This is a genomic window from Arthrobacter sp. M2012083 (assembly GCF_000281065.1).
In the GTDB taxonomy this organism is placed as follows: domain Bacteria; phylum Actinomycetota; class Actinomycetes; order Actinomycetales; family Micrococcaceae; genus Arthrobacter.
The window spans coordinates 44,575-59,827 of sequence record NZ_AKKK01000010.1 but is presented as its reverse complement, the minus strand read 5'-3'; the positions used below and the strand labels follow the sequence as shown (position 1 = coordinate 59,827).

Sequence of the window (15,253 nt, the reverse complement as noted above, 5' to 3'; positions counted from 1 at the left end):
TTACCGCGTGTCAGTCCTGCATCGCGCCGATAATTGCGCCCATGGCCGTGAAGGTGACCACGTTGTAGCTGCCGTTGATCGCGAACAGCGTCAGGCTACGGCGTTCGAAAAGGTAGTTCACGCCCAGCGCTGTTGCGACCCATCCAAGTCCCGCGGCCAACCCGGCAAGGGTTCCGAATGCGAAACCACCGCGACCAATGAATGCTGCCAGGAAGACGGCCATTATCAACGCAAGGACGAACGAGCCCAGAAAGACCCGGGACGTTCCAGACTTCAGTTGCTCATCGCTGACACCTGCGGCCTTCTGCCACGGCTTGGCGAACAGCAACGAATACCACAGGCCACCCACCACGAACGTGGCAAGTGCGGCCAGAAGCACGGCGAGCCAATTGATCTGAATGTCCATCGGCGTCCTCTCAAAGGCGGGCAGTTCCTGAATGGACAGTACGTCTGTGGGCCTCCGCGGTCTTGTAAAAATCCCGCAGGCTACCCGGTTACTTCCTCAAGCGGGACAAAAGTGGCGTACTCCGCCCCATAGTTCCGCACCACCTGCAGGTACTCCGACGGCGTGAAACCGCTGAACCGCCGGAAGGCCCGGATGAGGTGTGGCTGATCGTAGTAATCGGCCAGTTGGAGGAGCTCACGGCCTGGGACTGACCCTTTCGGGAGGGCGGCCGCCTGCTTCACGATCCTGTTGAAGCGGCACACGTCCGAGTACGCCTTAGCCGTGGTTCCACAATCCCGCATCATGATGCGTTCCAACGTGGATGTGCTGATCCCCAGGTCCGCGGCCAGCACACTGATTTCCACATCCTGTTGCGCCAGGATCTGTGTGGCTTTTTCTGTCCGGGGATCTGCTTGGTATCCCGGCCTGAGACGTTGCTGGAGGAATGCGGTCAGGGCCGCGAATGCCTGCTCCGGTTCCGCGTTGGCGAGGCTCTCACGCAAGTAAGAAAAGCCTGGCAAGACACTCTCGGCGTCCACCACACGGTTCTGAAAACCCGACGGCGGCAAGCTGGTGAAAGCTGCCAAACCGTATGGAGTGAGGCGGGCACCGACGTTGAAAAGCTGGTCCGGGTTTTCGCTGATCAGGTAGCTGCGCTGCAGGCCGGCGTAGAAGCCGGTGGAAACTTTCCTGCCCTTGGCGGTTCCTTGCTCGCCCGAACCGTCCACGTCGCCGGAACCGTCAGGCGGGCTAATGAGCCGGTACGGGTCGGACAGGTTCAGAATCAGGTGGGCTTCGGGCCCGGGAAGAATTTTCTCGTACCTCGCCTGCGGCTCGGCACGGACCAGCCAGAATTGGCTGACGAACGGCTGCAGCCCTGGCGGTGGTGGGCACTCTTGATAGAACACAGGCTCAGTCTAGGCAGCCCCGCTCTGCCAAGTGGCAGTTACAGCAGGCTACGCAAGACCTGCGCAGCGCCGTCGTCGAGCACTGAAGCGGTGACTTCGTCCGCAACGGCGATCACCTCGTCGGGAGCCTGACCCATGGCAACGCCGCGGCCAGCCCACGTGAGCATCTCGATATCGTTGCGTCCGTCCCCAACGGCAACTGTGTTGGCCAGGTCTGTGCCGAGCTTATGACGCAAGGCTTCCAATGCACTGGCCTTGGTGACGCCCTCTGCTGCGATGTCCAGCCAAGCAGTCCATCCCACCGAGTACGTCACACCGGAAAGTCCGATGTGCTTGATGGCCTCGTTGAACTCGTCCGAAGTGTTCTCGCTGCTGAAGACCACTACGCGGACCGCCGTGGAATCCAACATGGTCTGGAAGTCGACGCCGATGGACTCCACGCCGAAGCTGGCGTCCTGGAAGCGCTCCGTGGAGAGGAAGTTCCCGTCCTCATCCTCCAGCGCGTACTTGGCGTTGGGCAGCCGTTCCCGCAGCGCCTTCAGGGCTGGAGCAGGATCGAAAGTTGCCTTGTGGATGATCTCGTATCCCTTTTCCAAGGACGGATTCAAGCGAAGGGTCACGCCGCCATTGCAGCAAACGGCGTAGCCTCGCTCAAGGCCTATTTGTTGGATGATGGGAAGCGTCGCATTGAGCGACCGGCCTGTGGCGATCATGACGTTGTGGCCGCTTGCCACCACTGCCTGCGCAGCGGATCGAACAGCCGGCGACATGTGGCCGTCGTGGTCCACGAGTGTGCCGTCGACGTCCAATGCGATCATGAGCTTGTTGTTGTTATTTGGCTGGTCATCGATGCCAGCAACTGGAGTATCAGTCAAAATAGTCATGCTTACAGTAGAGCAGACACCTCCGACACTGAACTAGGACGGGCGCCACAGCTGTGGATTAACGGACGGTGAATAGTAACCCCTCCCTTGGACTTTTCACCCTGCCTTGGACTCTTCACCCCTGCATGCGCTGGTGATTTGTCCACATATAGGTGCATGCCCCGGGCGCTATGCACATAGCCCGGTTGGCTCGACGCCACGCCGTCCCCATCTGGCAACAGTGGTTCATGGAATATCGAGACGAATTCATCGTGGCTGCCCGGTATGGGCTGGAATCAGGAAGTGCACGGCAGCTTAGTCGCCGGTACAACAAGGGCGAACTCATCAGAGTACGCAGGGGGATTTACATCAACAAGGAGAAGTGGCTCGCACTCAAGCCTTGGCAACGATACGCGGCAACCGCCTGGGCCGTTGCCGCAGAGAACCCGAACGCGGAATTCTGCTTTGAAACAGCGGCATTGTTCTGGGGCCTCCAAGTCGTGGGAGTCCCATCGCACATCCACCTTGCCACCACTTCGCGCGGCCATGCCGGATCCCGAGGCCCCACCACCAGTGCAGCCGTTGTCGGACCCGCCGGCACCACCGGACTTGAGCGGGTTCGGGGCTATGGCATTTACCGGCATTCCTATTCCACTGCTACCGTCTCCCACCTGGGACTGCACCTTACGGATCTACTGCCAACGGCCGTGGATGTCTTGGCCAGGGGGTCCTTCACCAAGGGAATCGTGTTGGCCGATCACGCAATCAGTCAATCCAGGTTTCCGAAGCTTTTCACCAGCAAAGCGGCGCTCGGAGAAGCGGCGCAGGAACTGTCTTCGGAGGCCAAGAGACAGCGGGTGAATTACCTTCTTCGGTTCGCTGACGAGAATTCCGGATCCGCGGGTGAGTCCCTAAGTCGGGCGCAGATACACCTGTTGGGCTTCCCCGATCCGGAGTTGCAGATCGAGTTTTACGATACCGAGGGCTTCATAGGCCGCACGGACTTCTTCTGGCGGGAACAGGGAATCATCGGGGAGTTCGACGGCGATGCAAAGTACCTGCGGGACGAATATCTGGGCGGTCAAAGCGCCCGGGAAGTGGTGCTGGCCGAGAAGAAGCGTGAGGACCGGCTGCGTGCTCTTGGGTTCAAAGTAGTGCGCTGGGACTGGGCCACCGCCAACGATCCCTCAAAGCTCGCTGCAAAACTCCTCGCGTCCGGACTATCGCCCCGAAAGAACCCCGCCCAGCGGACATTTCACCAGCGCGTGCACGGGTGAATTGTCCGGTGGACGGTGATCGGTGGAAACTAGAGAACCGGCAGGACTTCAAGTCCGCCAAGGTACTTCTGCAGTGCCTTGGGGACGTTGACGGAACCGTCCGGGTTCTGGTGGTGCTCAAGGATGGCCACGATCCAGCGTGTAGTGGCCAGCGTACCGTTCAGCGTGGCGACGGCACGGGTTCCCTTGGCAACACCTTCGTCATTGACCACGCGCTCACGGATATTGAGGCGGCGCGCCTGGAACGTGGTGCAGTTGGACGTCGATGTGAGCTCGCGGTAAGCGTTCTGGGTGGGAACCCACGCTTCACAGTCGAACTTGCGGGCCGCGGACATGCCGAGGTCGCCGGCGGCAGTGTCGATGACGCGATAGGGAAGCTCGCACTTTGCCAGCATTTCCTCTTCCCAGGCGAGCAGGCGCTCGTGCTCGGCAGCCGCTTCCTCAACCGTGGTGTAGATGAACATCTCCACCTTGTTGAACTGGTGCACGCGGATGATGCCGCGGGTGTCCTTGCCGTGGGAACCGGCCTCACGGCGGTAGCAGGAGCTCTGGCCCGCGTAGCGGATGGGGCCTGCGGAGAGGTCCAGGATCTCGTCTGCGTGGTAGCCGGCGAGGGCCACCTCCGAGGTTCCCACCAAGTAAAGGTCGTCTTCAGCGAGACGGTAGATCTCGGCGTCGTGCTTTACGTCGAAACCGGTGCCCTGCATGGTCTCGGGACGCACCAAAGTGGGGGTGATCATGGGAACGAAGCCGGCGTCGATGGCCTGTTCCATGGCCATCTGCAGGAGTGCCATTTCCAGCCGGGCACCAACGCCACGGAGGAAGTAGAAGCGTGAGCCGGAAACCTTGGCGCCACGTTCCATGTCGATCGCGCCGATCAGTTCACCGATTTCCAAGTGGTCCTTCGGCTCGAAGTCCGTAAATTCTCGCGGAGTACCAACGGTTTTGACCACAACGTAGTCATCCTCGCCGCCCTCGGGGACACCGTCCACAATGAGGTTGGGGATGACACGGAGCAACTCTTCCTGCTTGGCCTGGGCGGCAGAAGCCTCTGCGGATGCGGCCTTCACGGAGTTGGCCAGTTCCTTGACCTCGGCCAGCAATGCCTGCTTTTCCTCACCCTTGGCCTGCGCCACCTTCTTGCCGAAGGCGTTCTGCTCGGCGCGGAGTGTTTCATGGCGGATCAGGGCAGCTCGGCGATCGGAGTCAGCGGAGATGATCGCGTCCACAACGGACTCGTCGGCACCACGGGCGCGCTGGCTGGCACGGAACTTGTCCGGATTTTCGCTGAGGTCTTTTACGTCGATCACCAGACAAGAGTATCGAATCCACCGCGGATTTCCGGCCCGCAGCGGGCAAAGGTCGCCCGTCCCGGGCGAGAGGCAAAGAGGCCACTGCCCAGGAGGATAGTGTTGGAGCACCATGAGCGACTGGATCCTGTACCTGATTCTCGCTGGGGGCGTGGCGTTTGCCGTCTCCAGCTGGTGGGGTGTGCGCCGATTGAAAGCCCGGCACATCAGGAGCGCGGTTCGGGAGGACTCCCACAAGCCCGGCCCCGGGGACCAGCGCGTCGCGGTCATCCTCAATCCCGTGAAAAACAACGCGGAAGAGGCCCGGCAAGCCATCATTGACGCCTGCGACCTAGCCGGATGGGACGCCCCCAAGTTCTTTGAAACCACCGTGGACGACCCCGGGTACGGTCAGTCGCGGCAGGCGCTGGCTTACGGAGCCGACGTCGTTCTTGCGTGCGGCGGCGACGGTACCGTGCGCGTGGTGGCCGAGTCGCTGGCGCACAAGAACGTGGCCATGGGCCTTATTCCGCTAGGCACCGGAAATCTGTTGGCGCGAAACGTGGACCTGGACGTCACGGACATCGCCGACTGCATACAGGTCGCGTTGTTCGGCCATCAGCGCTTCATCGATACGGCCACCATGGGCATCGACAATGACATCACCGGCGAGTCCGCCCAGCACACCTTCCTGGTCATCGCCGGAATGGGCTTGGATGCCGAAGTAGTTGGCGACACGAAGGAAGATCTCAAGAAGAGCGTTGGCTGGCTGGCCTACACGGAGGCCGGTGTCCGGCATCTTCCCGGCCGCCGTAAACGCGTCACCATCACTATGGATGATCAGCCCGAACAGGCACGGAAGATCCGCAGCGTGCTGTTCGCCAACTGCGGCCTGATACCCGGCGGGATCGATTTCATTCCCCAGGCCATGATCGATGACGGAATGCTGGACATCGTGGTGATGAGCCCGCGGAGCGCCTTCGGCTGGATCGCCATGTACACAAAAGTTCTTTTCAAGCACAAGGCCAACCTGCCGATGATGAGCTTCTACCGCTCCGGCAAAGTCATCATCCGCAGCCAGGAACCCATGGCTACCCAGCTCGACGGCGACCCCTCAGGTGAGGCGACAACGGTCACCGTGCAAGTGGAGCCAGGGTCCCTGTTGGTCCGCGTACCGAAGGCGAAGACGGACTAGATTGCTCCGACGTCCGGTTGGGCTGCGTTCCTGTCGGCTTCCTCGGTAGCAGCCTTGGCAGCGGCACGGGCCTCGGCTTGCTCCTTGATCATGGCCTGTTCTTCTTCAAAGCGGAGCCGGTCTGCACGATCGGCTTCATCGCCATTCCAGTCGTCCTGGTTCTCGCCTGTGGGCTTCGGATTGACGATCATGCCCTGGCCCTCTTTGTCATCCCGGTGGATAGACATGACCGCTCCTTTCGTTAGTACATTCATCCATCGTTTATGGATCAGGCAAGCATACGCACAGAAGCATCCTTGCGAAAGGGGCCGCCGTCCCGCCTGTGGACAACAGCTAGGAACCCTTAAGGATCGATTCAACCCAAGCGTGCGCCGAGGCAAAGGCGGCGTCGGAAGTGTGCGGGGCAACCACGGCCGGCTGCTTGTCAGCACGTGCGTAGGAGCCCAGGAACCGGGTTGCGGGACTGATGCGGTGGAGGCCCGCGAGAGCGTCGGACACCCGCGAATCGGTGGCGTGGCCGTCTGCGTCGATACTGAAGAAGTAGTGACCCAGGTATTGTCCCGTGGGTCGCGATTCGATGCGGCTCAAGTTCACTCCGCGGGAGGCGAACTGGTCCAGGATCTCCATGAGCGCGCCCGGGTGATCCTCAGGCAACGGCACCACCACAGTGGTTTTGTCCGCGCCCGTGCGGTCCGGAAGCAGACCAGGCTTGCTCACCAGGATGAACCGCGTTACCGCCTCGGGGTTGTCGCCGATATCCTCGGCCAGAACATTCAGCCCGGGTTGTTCGGCAGCAACCAACGGGCCGCAAATGGCGGCTTCGTAGGGAGCGTCGTCCTCCAGCAGCCCCATGGCGGCGGCCGCCGTCGACGACCCCGGAACGTAATCTGCGTTCGGAAGGTGGTCATCCACCCACAAGCGGCACTGCGCCCAGGCGTGACCGTGCGTTGAGATCCGCTTGATGTCGGAAAGCTCGACGCCGGGCCTGGCCACGAGTACGAAGGTGATAGGAACAAGGGCTTCACGGATGATCCGGAGCTCCTCGCCGGTGGCTATCGCATCCAATGTGGCCGTGACTCCGCCCTCCACCGAGTTCTCGATGGGGACCATTGCCGCGTCGGCCTCCCCCGCACGAACGCGATCCAGTGCCGTGTTGACGTTGGTGCAGGGGATTCGTAGGGCATCAGCAGCACCCGGCACCTGCAGAAGGGCAGCCTCGGTGAAGGTACCCTCAGGACCGAGGAATGTATAGGTGACTGCCGACATTGAATATTCCTTGCTGGTTATATAACTGGTTTAGAGAACAACCGGCTTCAGCCCGTTATCCGAAACCATCGGCTTTCCGGCCTCAAACCACATGTCCATGCCACCGGCCACGTTCACCGCGGAGTAGCCCTGCCCCACGAGCCACTGCACGGCGCGGAAGGAGCGGCCCCCGGTGCGGCAGATGACGAACAGGTCGTCGTCCGGATCCAGTTCGTCCAAGCGTGCCGGGAGCTGGTCCATGGGGATGTGGCGCGCACCTTCAGCGTGCCCGGCCACCCACTCATAGTCTTCGCGGACGTCCAGAATGCTGGCGTCTGCCGGAATGTCGCCTACAGGCACGGTATCGAAGTCGCTCATGGCGTTCCCTTCCCATTCGATTAAGTCCAGCATCCAGCCTAGTCCCCGAGGCGATACACCGTAACTTGAAGAGCGGACCGCCCTTGCTTCCCGACGGCCGGACGTTAAGACTGGGACGGAAGCGCTCCCGATCCTCGGCCCGTTAGGAGTACCCCATGGCTACTGGGCAACCGACCATTCTGGCGACATCCGGCGGTTACAAGCCGGGCGATCGGACCAGGCTCGAGTTCAACCATCTGATGCACTACGCCGTGGAGTTGTCAGGCGTGGCCGGCCGCGCCCCACGCGTGACACATGTCGGCACGGCGTCCGGTGATCAGCGTTGGTGGGCTGCCGAAATGGATCAGGCAGCACGCATTGCAGGGTTCGACTTCAGCCACCTCAACCTCTTCACCATGCCCAACATCGAAGACCCGGAAGCGCACCTCTTGGAGCAGGATGTGGTGTGGGTGAACGGCGGTTCGGTGGTGAACCTGCTGGCCGTATGGCGCGCCCACGGACTGGACGGAATCCTGCGTAAGGCCTGGGAAAGCGGAGTGGTGCTGGCCGGTGTCTCCGCTGGCTCCATCTGTTGGTATCGGGGCGGCGTAACCGACTCCTTTGGCCCTGAGCTGCAGCCTGTCACCAACGCGCTGGGCTTCCTCCCCTACGGCAACGGCGTCCACTACGACTCTGAAGCGCGGCGTGCACCGGCCATCCACAAGTTGGTGGCTAACGGCACGCTCGGAGAGACGCACTGCACGGACGACGGCGTGGGGCTGGTTTACCGGGGCACGGAACTCGTGGAGGTGGTTTCCGAGGTGAAGAACAAGGCGGCATTCCGCGTGACCGCCGGGGCTGGCGAGAGTGTTGATGCTGTTGCCGTGGAGGAACGGTTGGAGTCGCGCTTCCTTGGTTGATCCTGGCATGCATGACCTTTCCCAAACGTCGGCTGTTGAGCTCCGCGATGCGTTGGCTTCCGGCGAAGTCTCTGCCCGTGAGGCCGCAGGCTTTTTCCTGTCTGGGATTGAGTCACGGAACAAGCACTTGGGGGCGTTCGTCACGGTCACAGCAGAACAGGCACTTCGGGACGCCGAGGACGCGGACCGCTTCCATGCGCGGCTATCCCGAGAGCACCGACAAGACGAGCTCAGCCTCCTTCACGGCATGCCCACCGCATTCAAGGACCTCACCGATGTGGCCGGCGTTCCCACAACGCACGGCAGCGCGGCCCTCGACCACAAGCCGGCACCCGAAGACGGAGCTCTCGCGGCAACGTTGAAGGCGCAGGGTGTCATCTCGCTGGGTAAGACGCAGGTCCCGGAATTCGGACTCACGGCCTACAGCGAAAACCGCGTCGCACCGCCGTCGCGCAATCCGCACGCCTTGGGGCGCAGCTCAGGCGGGTCATCAGGCGGTAGCGCCGCCGCTGTAGCTGCGGGACTTGTTCCGTTCGCTCCAGGGACTGACGGCGGCGGCTCCATCCGGATCCCGGCCGGTGCCTGCGGACTGGTGGGACTGAAGCCGGGACGCGGCCTGGTGCCATCCGGTGCCAGCGCAGGCGACGCCGCCAAATTGGTGGTTGCCGGACCACTCGCCCGGACCGCAGCGGACGCCGCGCTGCTAATGGACGCGCTCGTCCCCCGGGATCAAGCGCCCGACGGCGGCTACCTCGGCAATGTGGGGCTGGCGCCGGAACCCCTGAGAATCGGCGTGACCTTGGAAAGTCCATGGGCCGGCGTGTATTCGTTCGAGGCAGAACCGGAAGCGATGGACGCCCTGGAGCTCGGGACCAGGCTACTGGAGAAGGCCGGGCACAACCTCACCGAAGCCGAAATCCGCTACGACAACCGCTACCCCGAGGCGTTCACGACGGCCTGGACTGCCGGCGTCGGGAGTGCACGGATAGCACCCCAGCGCGAGGCCTTGCTAACCCCCCTCACCCGGACGTTCCGCCGTCGAGCACAGCAGCGGAGTGCGTCGAAAGTCAACGAGGCATTGAGTTTCCTGCGGCAATTCGAGCACGATACCGTCACGCAATACTCCAGGTGGGACGTGATGCTCATGCCGACCCTGGCGCAGACACCGCGGCCGGTCGGCTGGTTCACTGGCGGCGGACACAGCGGTGAGCAGTGGCCGAGCGAGTGGGCCGGCGATGCTGATGAGGACTACAAGAGGCAGTGCCAGTACGCGCCATGGTCCTCCATGGTGAATGTGTGCGGACTCCCGGCAATCAGCATTCCGGTGCACACTACGCCGAGTGGCCTGCCGATGGGGATTCAGCTGATTGGCCGGTACGGGTCTGAACTGTTGCTCCTCCAGCTCGCAGCCGCCCTCGAGGCCCGCTGAGGCTCACCGAGACGCTCACCGAGACGCTCACCGAGACCCGTGTCTAGCATATGGAAAGTGGTTGCCCCGAGCATTCATCGATGTGACAATGCCCGCAGTCAGTGCCAGCATTGAGAAAATGAGCACACCTCAAACCACGGCTGAGTCCGCAAAGCCAGCGGGCGATACGTCATTCTTCGGCCACCCAAAGATGTTGGCCAGCCTCTTCTCCGTGGAAATGTGGGAGCGATTCTCCTTCTACGGCATGCAGGGAATCCTGCTCTACTACATGTACTTCACCGCCGAGCAGGGCGGTCTGTCCATTGACCAGGGGCTCGCCGCTGGCCTGGTGGGCGCGTACGGTGGTGGCGTTTACCTGTCGACGATCCTCGGTGCATGGCTCGCCGACCGTCTCTTCGGCTCCGAAAAGGTCCTTTTCGGCTCGGCAATCATGATCATGGCCGGCCACATCGCCCTGGCGCTCTTGCCTGGCATTCCGGGCCTGATCGCAGGTTTGGTGCTGGTCGGCATCGGCTCGGGCGGCTTGAAAGCCAACGCGACGGCCTTGGTCGGCAGCCTGTACGGCGAGAAGGACGAGCGCCGCGATGCCGGCTTCTCCATCTTCTACATGGGCATCAACATCGGCGGCCTCATTGGCCCGCTGGTCACCGGCTGGCTGCAGACAAGCTACGGCTTCCACGTCGGCTTTGGGGCCGCAGCCGTGGGCATGGCGATCGGCCTGGTGATCTACTCCCTGGGCCGCAAACGCCTGCCGGAGGAAGCACACCACGTTCCCAACCCCCTCCCGGCCAAGGACCGCACCAAGTACGGCCTGATCTTCCTGGCCATCCTGATCGTCATCGGAGTCCTGCTAGGCACAGGGATTGTCAACGCCAACAACCTGGCCCGGAGCATGGCATACGCCGCAATCGGTGCCGCTGTGATCTACCTTTTCCTGATCTTCCGCAGCCCGTTGGTCACCGGCGTGGAGCGCAAGCGTGTGGTCGCGTTCATCCCCCTGTTCATCGCATCTGCCGGGTTCTGGGCCTTGTTCCAGCAGCAGTTCACGTTCATTGCCGTCTACTCGCAGGAAAAGCTGGACCGCAACCTCTTCGGCTGGGAAATGCCTGCCGCCTGGGTCCAGTCCATCAACCCGGTGTTCATCATCATCTTCGCCGGCGTCATGGCTGCCCTGTGGACCAAACTGGGCTCCAAGCAGCCGAGTTCACCGCTGAAGTTCTCGGCGGGCCTGTTCATCATGGGCCTGGCATTCCTTGCGTTCATCCCGTTGGCCGGCGAGGGCAAGACTCCCCTGCTGGCACTTGTGGGCATCCTGTTCATGTTCACTTTGGCGGAACTGTTCCTCTCCCCCATCGGCCTGTCGGTGAGCACCAAGCTCGCCCCGCAGGCGTTCCACACCCAGATGGTGGCCCTGTTCTTCCTGTCCGTCTCGCTCGGCACCACACTCGCCGGCATCCTCGCAGGCCTCTACAACCCCGAGGACGAGCTCCCGTACTTCCTGGGCATCGGCGGCGTTGCAGTCGTACTGGCTGTGGGGCTGGCGGCAGCAACGCCCGCGATCAAGAAGCTGATGGGCGGCGTACGGTAACCGCGCACATCGGCTGACGACACGCAAACGGATCAGTGCCGCCTATATCCAGGTGGCACTGGTCCGTTTCTGTATCGCCGACGAATTTGCGTGGCACGAATAGCCCATGACGACGGCGACCCTTGCGTTTGGTGGTATTCCCACCTGACGCAAGGGTCGCCGTCGTACGCGGTTTAGAAGTTGTTGTTATAGCTGCTGCTTGAGGCGCCGATGGCGATGAAGAAGATGATGCCGAAGATCAGCGTCAACGCCACGCCGATGTAGCCCATCACGAGGCCGGCGATTGCCATGCCCTTGCCCGCGGGCTCGCGCTTCAGGGCGAGGTGACCCAAGATCACGGCTGCAATCTGCGGCAGGATGAAGAACCCGAAGCCAATGTAAATGGCGATGCCGCAGCACATGCTGGCGATGCTCAGGCCCTTGGGCTCAGCCTGCATGGCGTAATAAGCGGGCTGGCCGTATGGTGACTGCGGCTGACCGTAGGGCTGCTGGCCATACGGCTGCTGATTGAACGCCTGCTGCTGGTACGGGCTCGGTGGCTGACCGTAGGGCGACGGGGGCTGCTGGCTGTAATCACCCGGCGTGTATGCGCTTGCTGGCGGCTGCGGCTGCGCGTGGAAGTCGTTCCGGCCCTGGGCGTCCTGCGTGTACGGGTTCTGCCCGTGTGCGCTCTGCTCGTAGGGCGGGAGCGGCTGGGTGGCGTTGGCGCCGTGATCAGGTGCACTCTCGGCGGACGCGCCAGAACCCGGCGCGCTTTCTGCTTGCGTGCTCGACTCGGGCGCGCTGAACTGTGCGGGCGGAACGTACTGCGGCGGTTCGTAGCCCGCGGGCTTGTCCTCATTGCCCTTGGATGGCTGGTCTGACATAGGAATCCCCCTGGATGTGGTCTTTGATCCCAACACTACCGCCGCCGGGGGCGCCACATAAGGCAACCCGGGTTCCGTGTATGTGGCCATGACAAATGCGAGGAATGTCATATTGATGCATACGCATGGAATATTTTCTAGTTGGACTTGGTTTTCATGGGTAGCGCCCCAAGCGGCGCTCGCTATCGAATCTGCGGGAGCTGTCCCGCGAAGGAGGAATCATGGGTAACTTCGAAGGCAAAACCGCGCTGGTCACCGGCGGAGGCTCCGGCCTTGGGGAAGCGATCAGCAAGGACCTCGCGAAGAACGGCGTCAACGTTGTAGTTGTGGACGTCAACCTCGCTGCCGCCACTCGCGTGGCCGAACAAATTACGGCCGACGGCGGCAAGGCAGTCCCGTTCCAAGGCAACACTGCTGTGGCCGAGGACAACAAGAAAGCAGTCGACTTCGCCGTGGATACCTACGGTGCCCTTAATTACGCCGTCAACAACGCCGGTATCGGCGGGGCCAGCGCTCCTGTCGGAGAAGTCGACATCGAGGACTGGGACCGGGTCATCGCCATCAACTTGAGCGGAGTCCTCTACGGAATGCGCTACCAAATCCCGGCCATCCTTGCCGCAGGCGCGTCCGAGGGCGCCATCGTGAACATGGCGTCGATTCACGGCGCTGTCGCAGCTCCCGGCAATGCGGCATACACCGCGGCCAAGCACGGCGTGGTGGGCATGACCAAGAACGCTGCGGCGGAATACGGCGCCCAGGGACTTCGCGTCAATGCAATCGGCCCCGGCTACATCGATACTCCCTTGCTGGCTGCCGCACCGAAGGAAGTGGTCAGCGGACTCGAGGCGAAACACCCGCTGGGCCGGTTGGGGCAGGCTGAGGAGATCGCGAACGTCACAACGTTCCTCCTTTCCGACAAAGCCAGCTTCATGACCGGCTCGTATGTACTCGTCGATGGCGGCTACACCGCCGTCTAGCGTTACCCGTTGTCGCTTCGCCCGGTTCCGTGGGTCCTCTTCGGGCCTCTGGGCCGGGGCGGAGCGCTATTTTGGCTAGCAGCCGCTCGTGAACGTGAAGTGAATCTTTGCCGCTTAGCCCATGGCGCGGGCGCATTAGCGGCGCCATTCGGCGTCACAGGGGCCGGATCCCGGACATTTCGTGTCAGCGGGCCCCATGGTCTGGCATGCTGGACCCCATGGCTAGCCGAGCGGGCACAGTTGCCCTTCCCCAGGACCTTGTTGACATCACAGCCCTGCTGGACGCGTATTTCGACGTAACTCCGGATTTGGGCGACCCTGCGCAGCGCGTGGCGTTTGGAACGTCCGGGCACCGCGGATCCAGTTTGAAGGCGTCTTTTAACGAGCCGCACATCCTCGCGATCACGCAGGCAATCGTTGAATACCGCGGCCGTCAGGGCATCACCGGGCCGCTGTTCATCGGTCGCGATACCCACGCCCTCAGCGAGCCTGCACAGAACTCCGCGCTGGAGGTATTGGCCGCCAACGGCGTGACCGTTCTGGTGGACGCCCGCCACGGTTACACCCCGACGCCTGCCCTGAGCCACGCGATCCTCAAATACAACCGCGAAGCCGCGCCGGGCACACCCCAGGCTGACGGCATCGTGGTGACCCCCAGCCACAACCCGCCCGGCGACGGCGGCTTCAAATACAACCCTCCCCACGGCGGCCCCGCCGACACCGACGCCACGGGATGGATCGCCGACCGCGCCAACCAGCTCCTGGAGAACGGCCTCCGCGGAGTCAAGCGCATGCCGTTGAACGACGCCCTGGCCGCTGACACCACCGGCAAGTTCGACTTCCTCTCCAGCTACGTGGACGACCTCCCGTCCGTGCTGAACCTGGACGCGATCCGCAACGCCGGGGTACGCATCGGCGCTGATCCCATGGGCGGCGCCTCCGTTGACTACTGGGGCGAGATCGGCGAACGCCACCAACTCAACCTCACGGTTGTGAACCCCACCGTAGATCCGCAGTGGGCTTTCATGACCCTCGACTGGGACGAGAAGATCCGCATGGACTGCTCGTCGCCGTCGGCCATGGCGTCCCTCATTAAGCGGATGGCCTTGGGTGCCGATGGCACCGCGGCCTATGACGTCGCCACGGGTAACGACGCCGACGCCGACCGCCACGGCATCGTCACGCCGGACGGTGGGCTGATGAACCCGAACCACTACCTGGCCGTCGCCATCGACTACCTGTACCGGAACCGCAGTGGCTGGAACCCGGAGTCCGTGGTGGGCAAGACCCTGGTGTCGTCGTCGATTATTGACCGTGTTGCTGCCGGGCTCGGCCGCAAGCTGGTTGAGGTACCCGTTGGCTTCAAGTGGTTTGTTCCGGGCCTTCTGTCCGGGGAGGGTGCATTTGGTGGCGAAGAGTCAGCCGGCGCGTCCTTCAACAAGCTCGACGGCAGCGTGTGGACCACGGACAAGGACGGCATCCTGCTGGCACTGCTGGCGTCCGAGATCACGGCCGTCACGGGGTCCTCTCCTTCTCAGCTTTACAAGGGCCTGACTGACCAGTTCGGTGCTCCCGTTTACGCCCGCATTGATGCCGCGGCCTCGCGCGAGCAGAAATCCAAGCTGGGCAAGCTCTCCGCCGCCGATGTCACCGCTACTTCCCTTGCCGGCGAAGAGATCACGGCCAAGCTCACCGAGGCTCCCGGCAACGGCGCCTCGATCGGCGGCCTCAAGGTGGTCACCGAGAACGCCTGGTTCGCGGCCCGCCCGTCGGGCACCGAGGACGTGTACAAGATCTACGCTGAGTCCTTCAAGGGCGCCGACCACCTCGCGCAGGTTCAGCAAGAGGCCAAGGCGCTGGTGGACGGGGTTATTGCGTAGGTTCTTCTGAGCTG

General features: G+C 62.6%; 15 protein-coding genes. 7 read left to right on the top strand and 8 right to left on the bottom strand.

What is annotated here, in order from left to right:
- Positions 1–10 precede the first annotated feature (10 nt).
- From A477_RS0106685 to A477_RS0106675, 3 genes are all read right to left on the bottom strand, one after another.
- Positions 11–406 (bottom strand): DUF1761 domain-containing protein, encoded by a 396-nt coding sequence (locus A477_RS0106685; RefSeq protein WP_017198247.1) that lies wholly within the window; start codon positions 404–406, stop codon positions 11–13.
- An 80-nt stretch (positions 407–486) separates the two neighbouring features.
- Positions 487–1,353, bottom strand: a complete 867-nt coding sequence (locus tag A477_RS0106680) for a helix-turn-helix domain-containing protein (RefSeq protein ID WP_017198246.1) — start codon at positions 1,351–1,353, stop codon at positions 487–489.
- 38 nt (positions 1,354–1,391) lie between these two features.
- Positions 1,392–2,237: an HAD family hydrolase gene (locus A477_RS0106675; RefSeq protein WP_017198245.1), complete on the bottom strand. Its 846-nt coding sequence runs from the start codon at positions 2,235–2,237 to the stop codon at positions 1,392–1,394.
- Positions 2,238–2,464: 227 nt separating this feature from the next.
- Between A477_RS0106675 and A477_RS0106670 the strand changes: the two genes are divergently transcribed.
- Positions 2,465–3,493, top strand: a complete 1,029-nt coding sequence (locus tag A477_RS0106670) for a hypothetical protein (RefSeq protein ID WP_017198244.1) — start codon at positions 2,465–2,467, stop codon at positions 3,491–3,493.
- Between the two features lie 29 nt (positions 3,494–3,522).
- Here A477_RS0106670 and serS read toward each other — a convergent pair whose 3' ends face one another.
- Positions 3,523–4,803, bottom strand: coding sequence for a serine--tRNA ligase (gene serS, locus A477_RS0106665; protein ID WP_017198243.1), 1,281 nt, complete (start codon positions 4,801–4,803; stop codon positions 3,523–3,525).
- Between the two features lie 112 nt (positions 4,804–4,915).
- On the opposite strand from serS, the gene A477_RS0106660 reads away from it, so the two are divergent.
- Positions 4,916–5,977 (top strand): diacylglycerol/lipid kinase family protein, encoded by a 1,062-nt coding sequence (locus A477_RS0106660; RefSeq protein ID WP_017198242.1) that lies wholly within the window; start codon positions 4,916–4,918, stop codon positions 5,975–5,977.
- On the opposite strand, the gene A477_RS0106655 is transcribed toward A477_RS0106660, so the two are convergent.
- The 3 genes from A477_RS0106655 to A477_RS0106645 all read right to left on the bottom strand — a co-directional run bounded on the left by A477_RS0106655 (position 5,974) and on the right by A477_RS0106645 (position 7,600).
- Positions 5,974–6,204 (bottom strand): hypothetical protein, encoded by a 231-nt coding sequence (locus A477_RS0106655; RefSeq protein WP_017198241.1) that lies wholly within the window; start codon positions 6,202–6,204, stop codon positions 5,974–5,976. The genes A477_RS0106660 and A477_RS0106655 overlap by 4 nt on opposite strands.
- Before the next feature lie 106 nt (positions 6,205–6,310).
- Positions 6,311–7,243 carry a prephenate dehydratase gene (gene pheA, locus A477_RS0106650; protein ID WP_017198240.1) on the bottom strand — a complete coding sequence of 311 codons (933 nt, stop codon included), beginning with the start codon at positions 7,241–7,243 and terminating at the stop codon, positions 6,311–6,313.
- A 30-nt stretch (positions 7,244–7,273) separates the two neighbouring features.
- Positions 7,274–7,600 carry a rhodanese-like domain-containing protein gene (locus tag A477_RS0106645; RefSeq protein ID WP_017198239.1) on the bottom strand — a complete coding sequence of 109 codons (327 nt, stop codon included), beginning with the start codon at positions 7,598–7,600 and terminating at the stop codon, positions 7,274–7,276.
- Positions 7,601–7,755: 155 nt separating this feature from the next.
- Here A477_RS0106645 and A477_RS0106640 point away from each other — a divergent pair, with 155 nt between their 5' ends.
- From A477_RS0106640 to A477_RS0106630, 3 genes are all read left to right on the top strand, one after another.
- Positions 7,756–8,499, top strand: a complete 744-nt coding sequence (locus tag A477_RS0106640; protein ID WP_017198238.1) for a Type 1 glutamine amidotransferase-like domain-containing protein — start codon at positions 7,756–7,758, stop codon at positions 8,497–8,499.
- Between the two features lie 7 nt (positions 8,500–8,506).
- Positions 8,507–9,928 carry an amidase gene (locus tag A477_RS0106635; RefSeq protein ID WP_044568436.1) on the top strand — a complete coding sequence of 474 codons (1,422 nt, stop codon included), beginning with the start codon at positions 8,507–8,509 and terminating at the stop codon, positions 9,926–9,928.
- 88 nt (positions 9,929–10,016) lie between these two features.
- A complete protein-coding gene (locus tag A477_RS0106630; protein ID WP_017198236.1) occupies positions 10,017–11,516 on the top strand; it encodes a peptide MFS transporter in 1,500 nt (499 codons plus the stop codon).
- Between the two features lie 173 nt (positions 11,517–11,689).
- Here the strand turns inward: A477_RS0106630 and A477_RS0106625 are convergent, their stop codons facing one another.
- The gene (locus A477_RS0106625; RefSeq protein ID WP_017198235.1) at positions 11,690–12,382 is read right to left on the bottom strand and encodes a DUF4190 domain-containing protein; all 693 of its coding nucleotides are present in this window, start codon (positions 12,380–12,382) and stop codon (positions 11,690–11,692) included.
- 221 nt (positions 12,383–12,603) lie between these two features.
- On the opposite strand from A477_RS0106625, the gene A477_RS0106620 reads away from it, so the two are divergent.
- Positions 12,604–13,359, top strand: a complete 756-nt coding sequence (locus A477_RS0106620; protein WP_017198234.1) for an SDR family NAD(P)-dependent oxidoreductase — start codon at positions 12,604–12,606, stop codon at positions 13,357–13,359.
- A 218-nt stretch (positions 13,360–13,577) separates the two neighbouring features.
- On the top strand, positions 13,578–15,239 hold the full coding sequence (gene pgm, locus A477_RS0106615) for a phosphoglucomutase (alpha-D-glucose-1,6-bisphosphate-dependent) (RefSeq protein WP_026005406.1): 1,662 nt from the start codon (positions 13,578–13,580) through the stop codon (positions 15,237–15,239).
- Positions 15,240–15,253: the final 14 nt, after the last annotated feature.

Bases quoted from the DNA above. Each gene is read 5' to 3' on its own strand.
- pheA (WP_017198240.1), bottom strand. From the start codon at position 7,243: ATGTCGGCAGTCACCTATACATTCCTCGGTCCTGAGGGTACCTTCACC.
- A477_RS0106670 (WP_017198244.1), top strand. From the start codon at position 2,465: ATGGAATATCGAGACGAATTCATCGTGGCTGCCCGGTATGGGCTGGAA.
- A477_RS0106620 (WP_017198234.1), top strand. From the start codon at position 12,604: ATGGGTAACTTCGAAGGCAAAACCGCGCTGGTCACCGGCGGAGGCTCC.
- A477_RS0106660 (WP_017198242.1), top strand. From the start codon at position 4,916: ATGAGCGACTGGATCCTGTACCTGATTCTCGCTGGGGGCGTGGCGTTT.
- A477_RS0106635 (WP_044568436.1), top strand. From the start codon at position 8,507: ATGCATGACCTTTCCCAAACGTCGGCTGTTGAGCTCCGCGATGCGTTG.
- A477_RS0106655 (WP_017198241.1), bottom strand. From the start codon at position 6,204: ATGTCTATCCACCGGGATGACAAAGAGGGCCAGGGCATGATCGTCAAT.
- A477_RS0106675 (WP_017198245.1), bottom strand. From the start codon at position 2,237: ATGACTATTTTGACTGATACTCCAGTTGCTGGCATCGATGACCAGCCA.
- pgm (WP_026005406.1), top strand. From the start codon at position 13,578: ATGGCTAGCCGAGCGGGCACAGTTGCCCTTCCCCAGGACCTTGTTGAC.
- A477_RS0106630 (WP_017198236.1), top strand. From the start codon at position 10,017: ATGCCCGCAGTCAGTGCCAGCATTGAGAAAATGAGCACACCTCAAACC.
- A477_RS0106685 (WP_017198247.1), bottom strand. From the start codon at position 406: ATGGACATTCAGATCAATTGGCTCGCCGTGCTTCTGGCCGCACTTGCC.
- A477_RS0106640 (WP_017198238.1), top strand. From the start codon at position 7,756: ATGGCTACTGGGCAACCGACCATTCTGGCGACATCCGGCGGTTACAAG.
- A477_RS0106625 (WP_017198235.1), bottom strand. From the start codon at position 12,382: ATGTCAGACCAGCCATCCAAGGGCAATGAGGACAAGCCCGCGGGCTAC.
- A477_RS0106645 (WP_017198239.1), bottom strand. From the start codon at position 7,600: ATGAGCGACTTCGATACCGTGCCTGTAGGCGACATTCCGGCAGACGCC.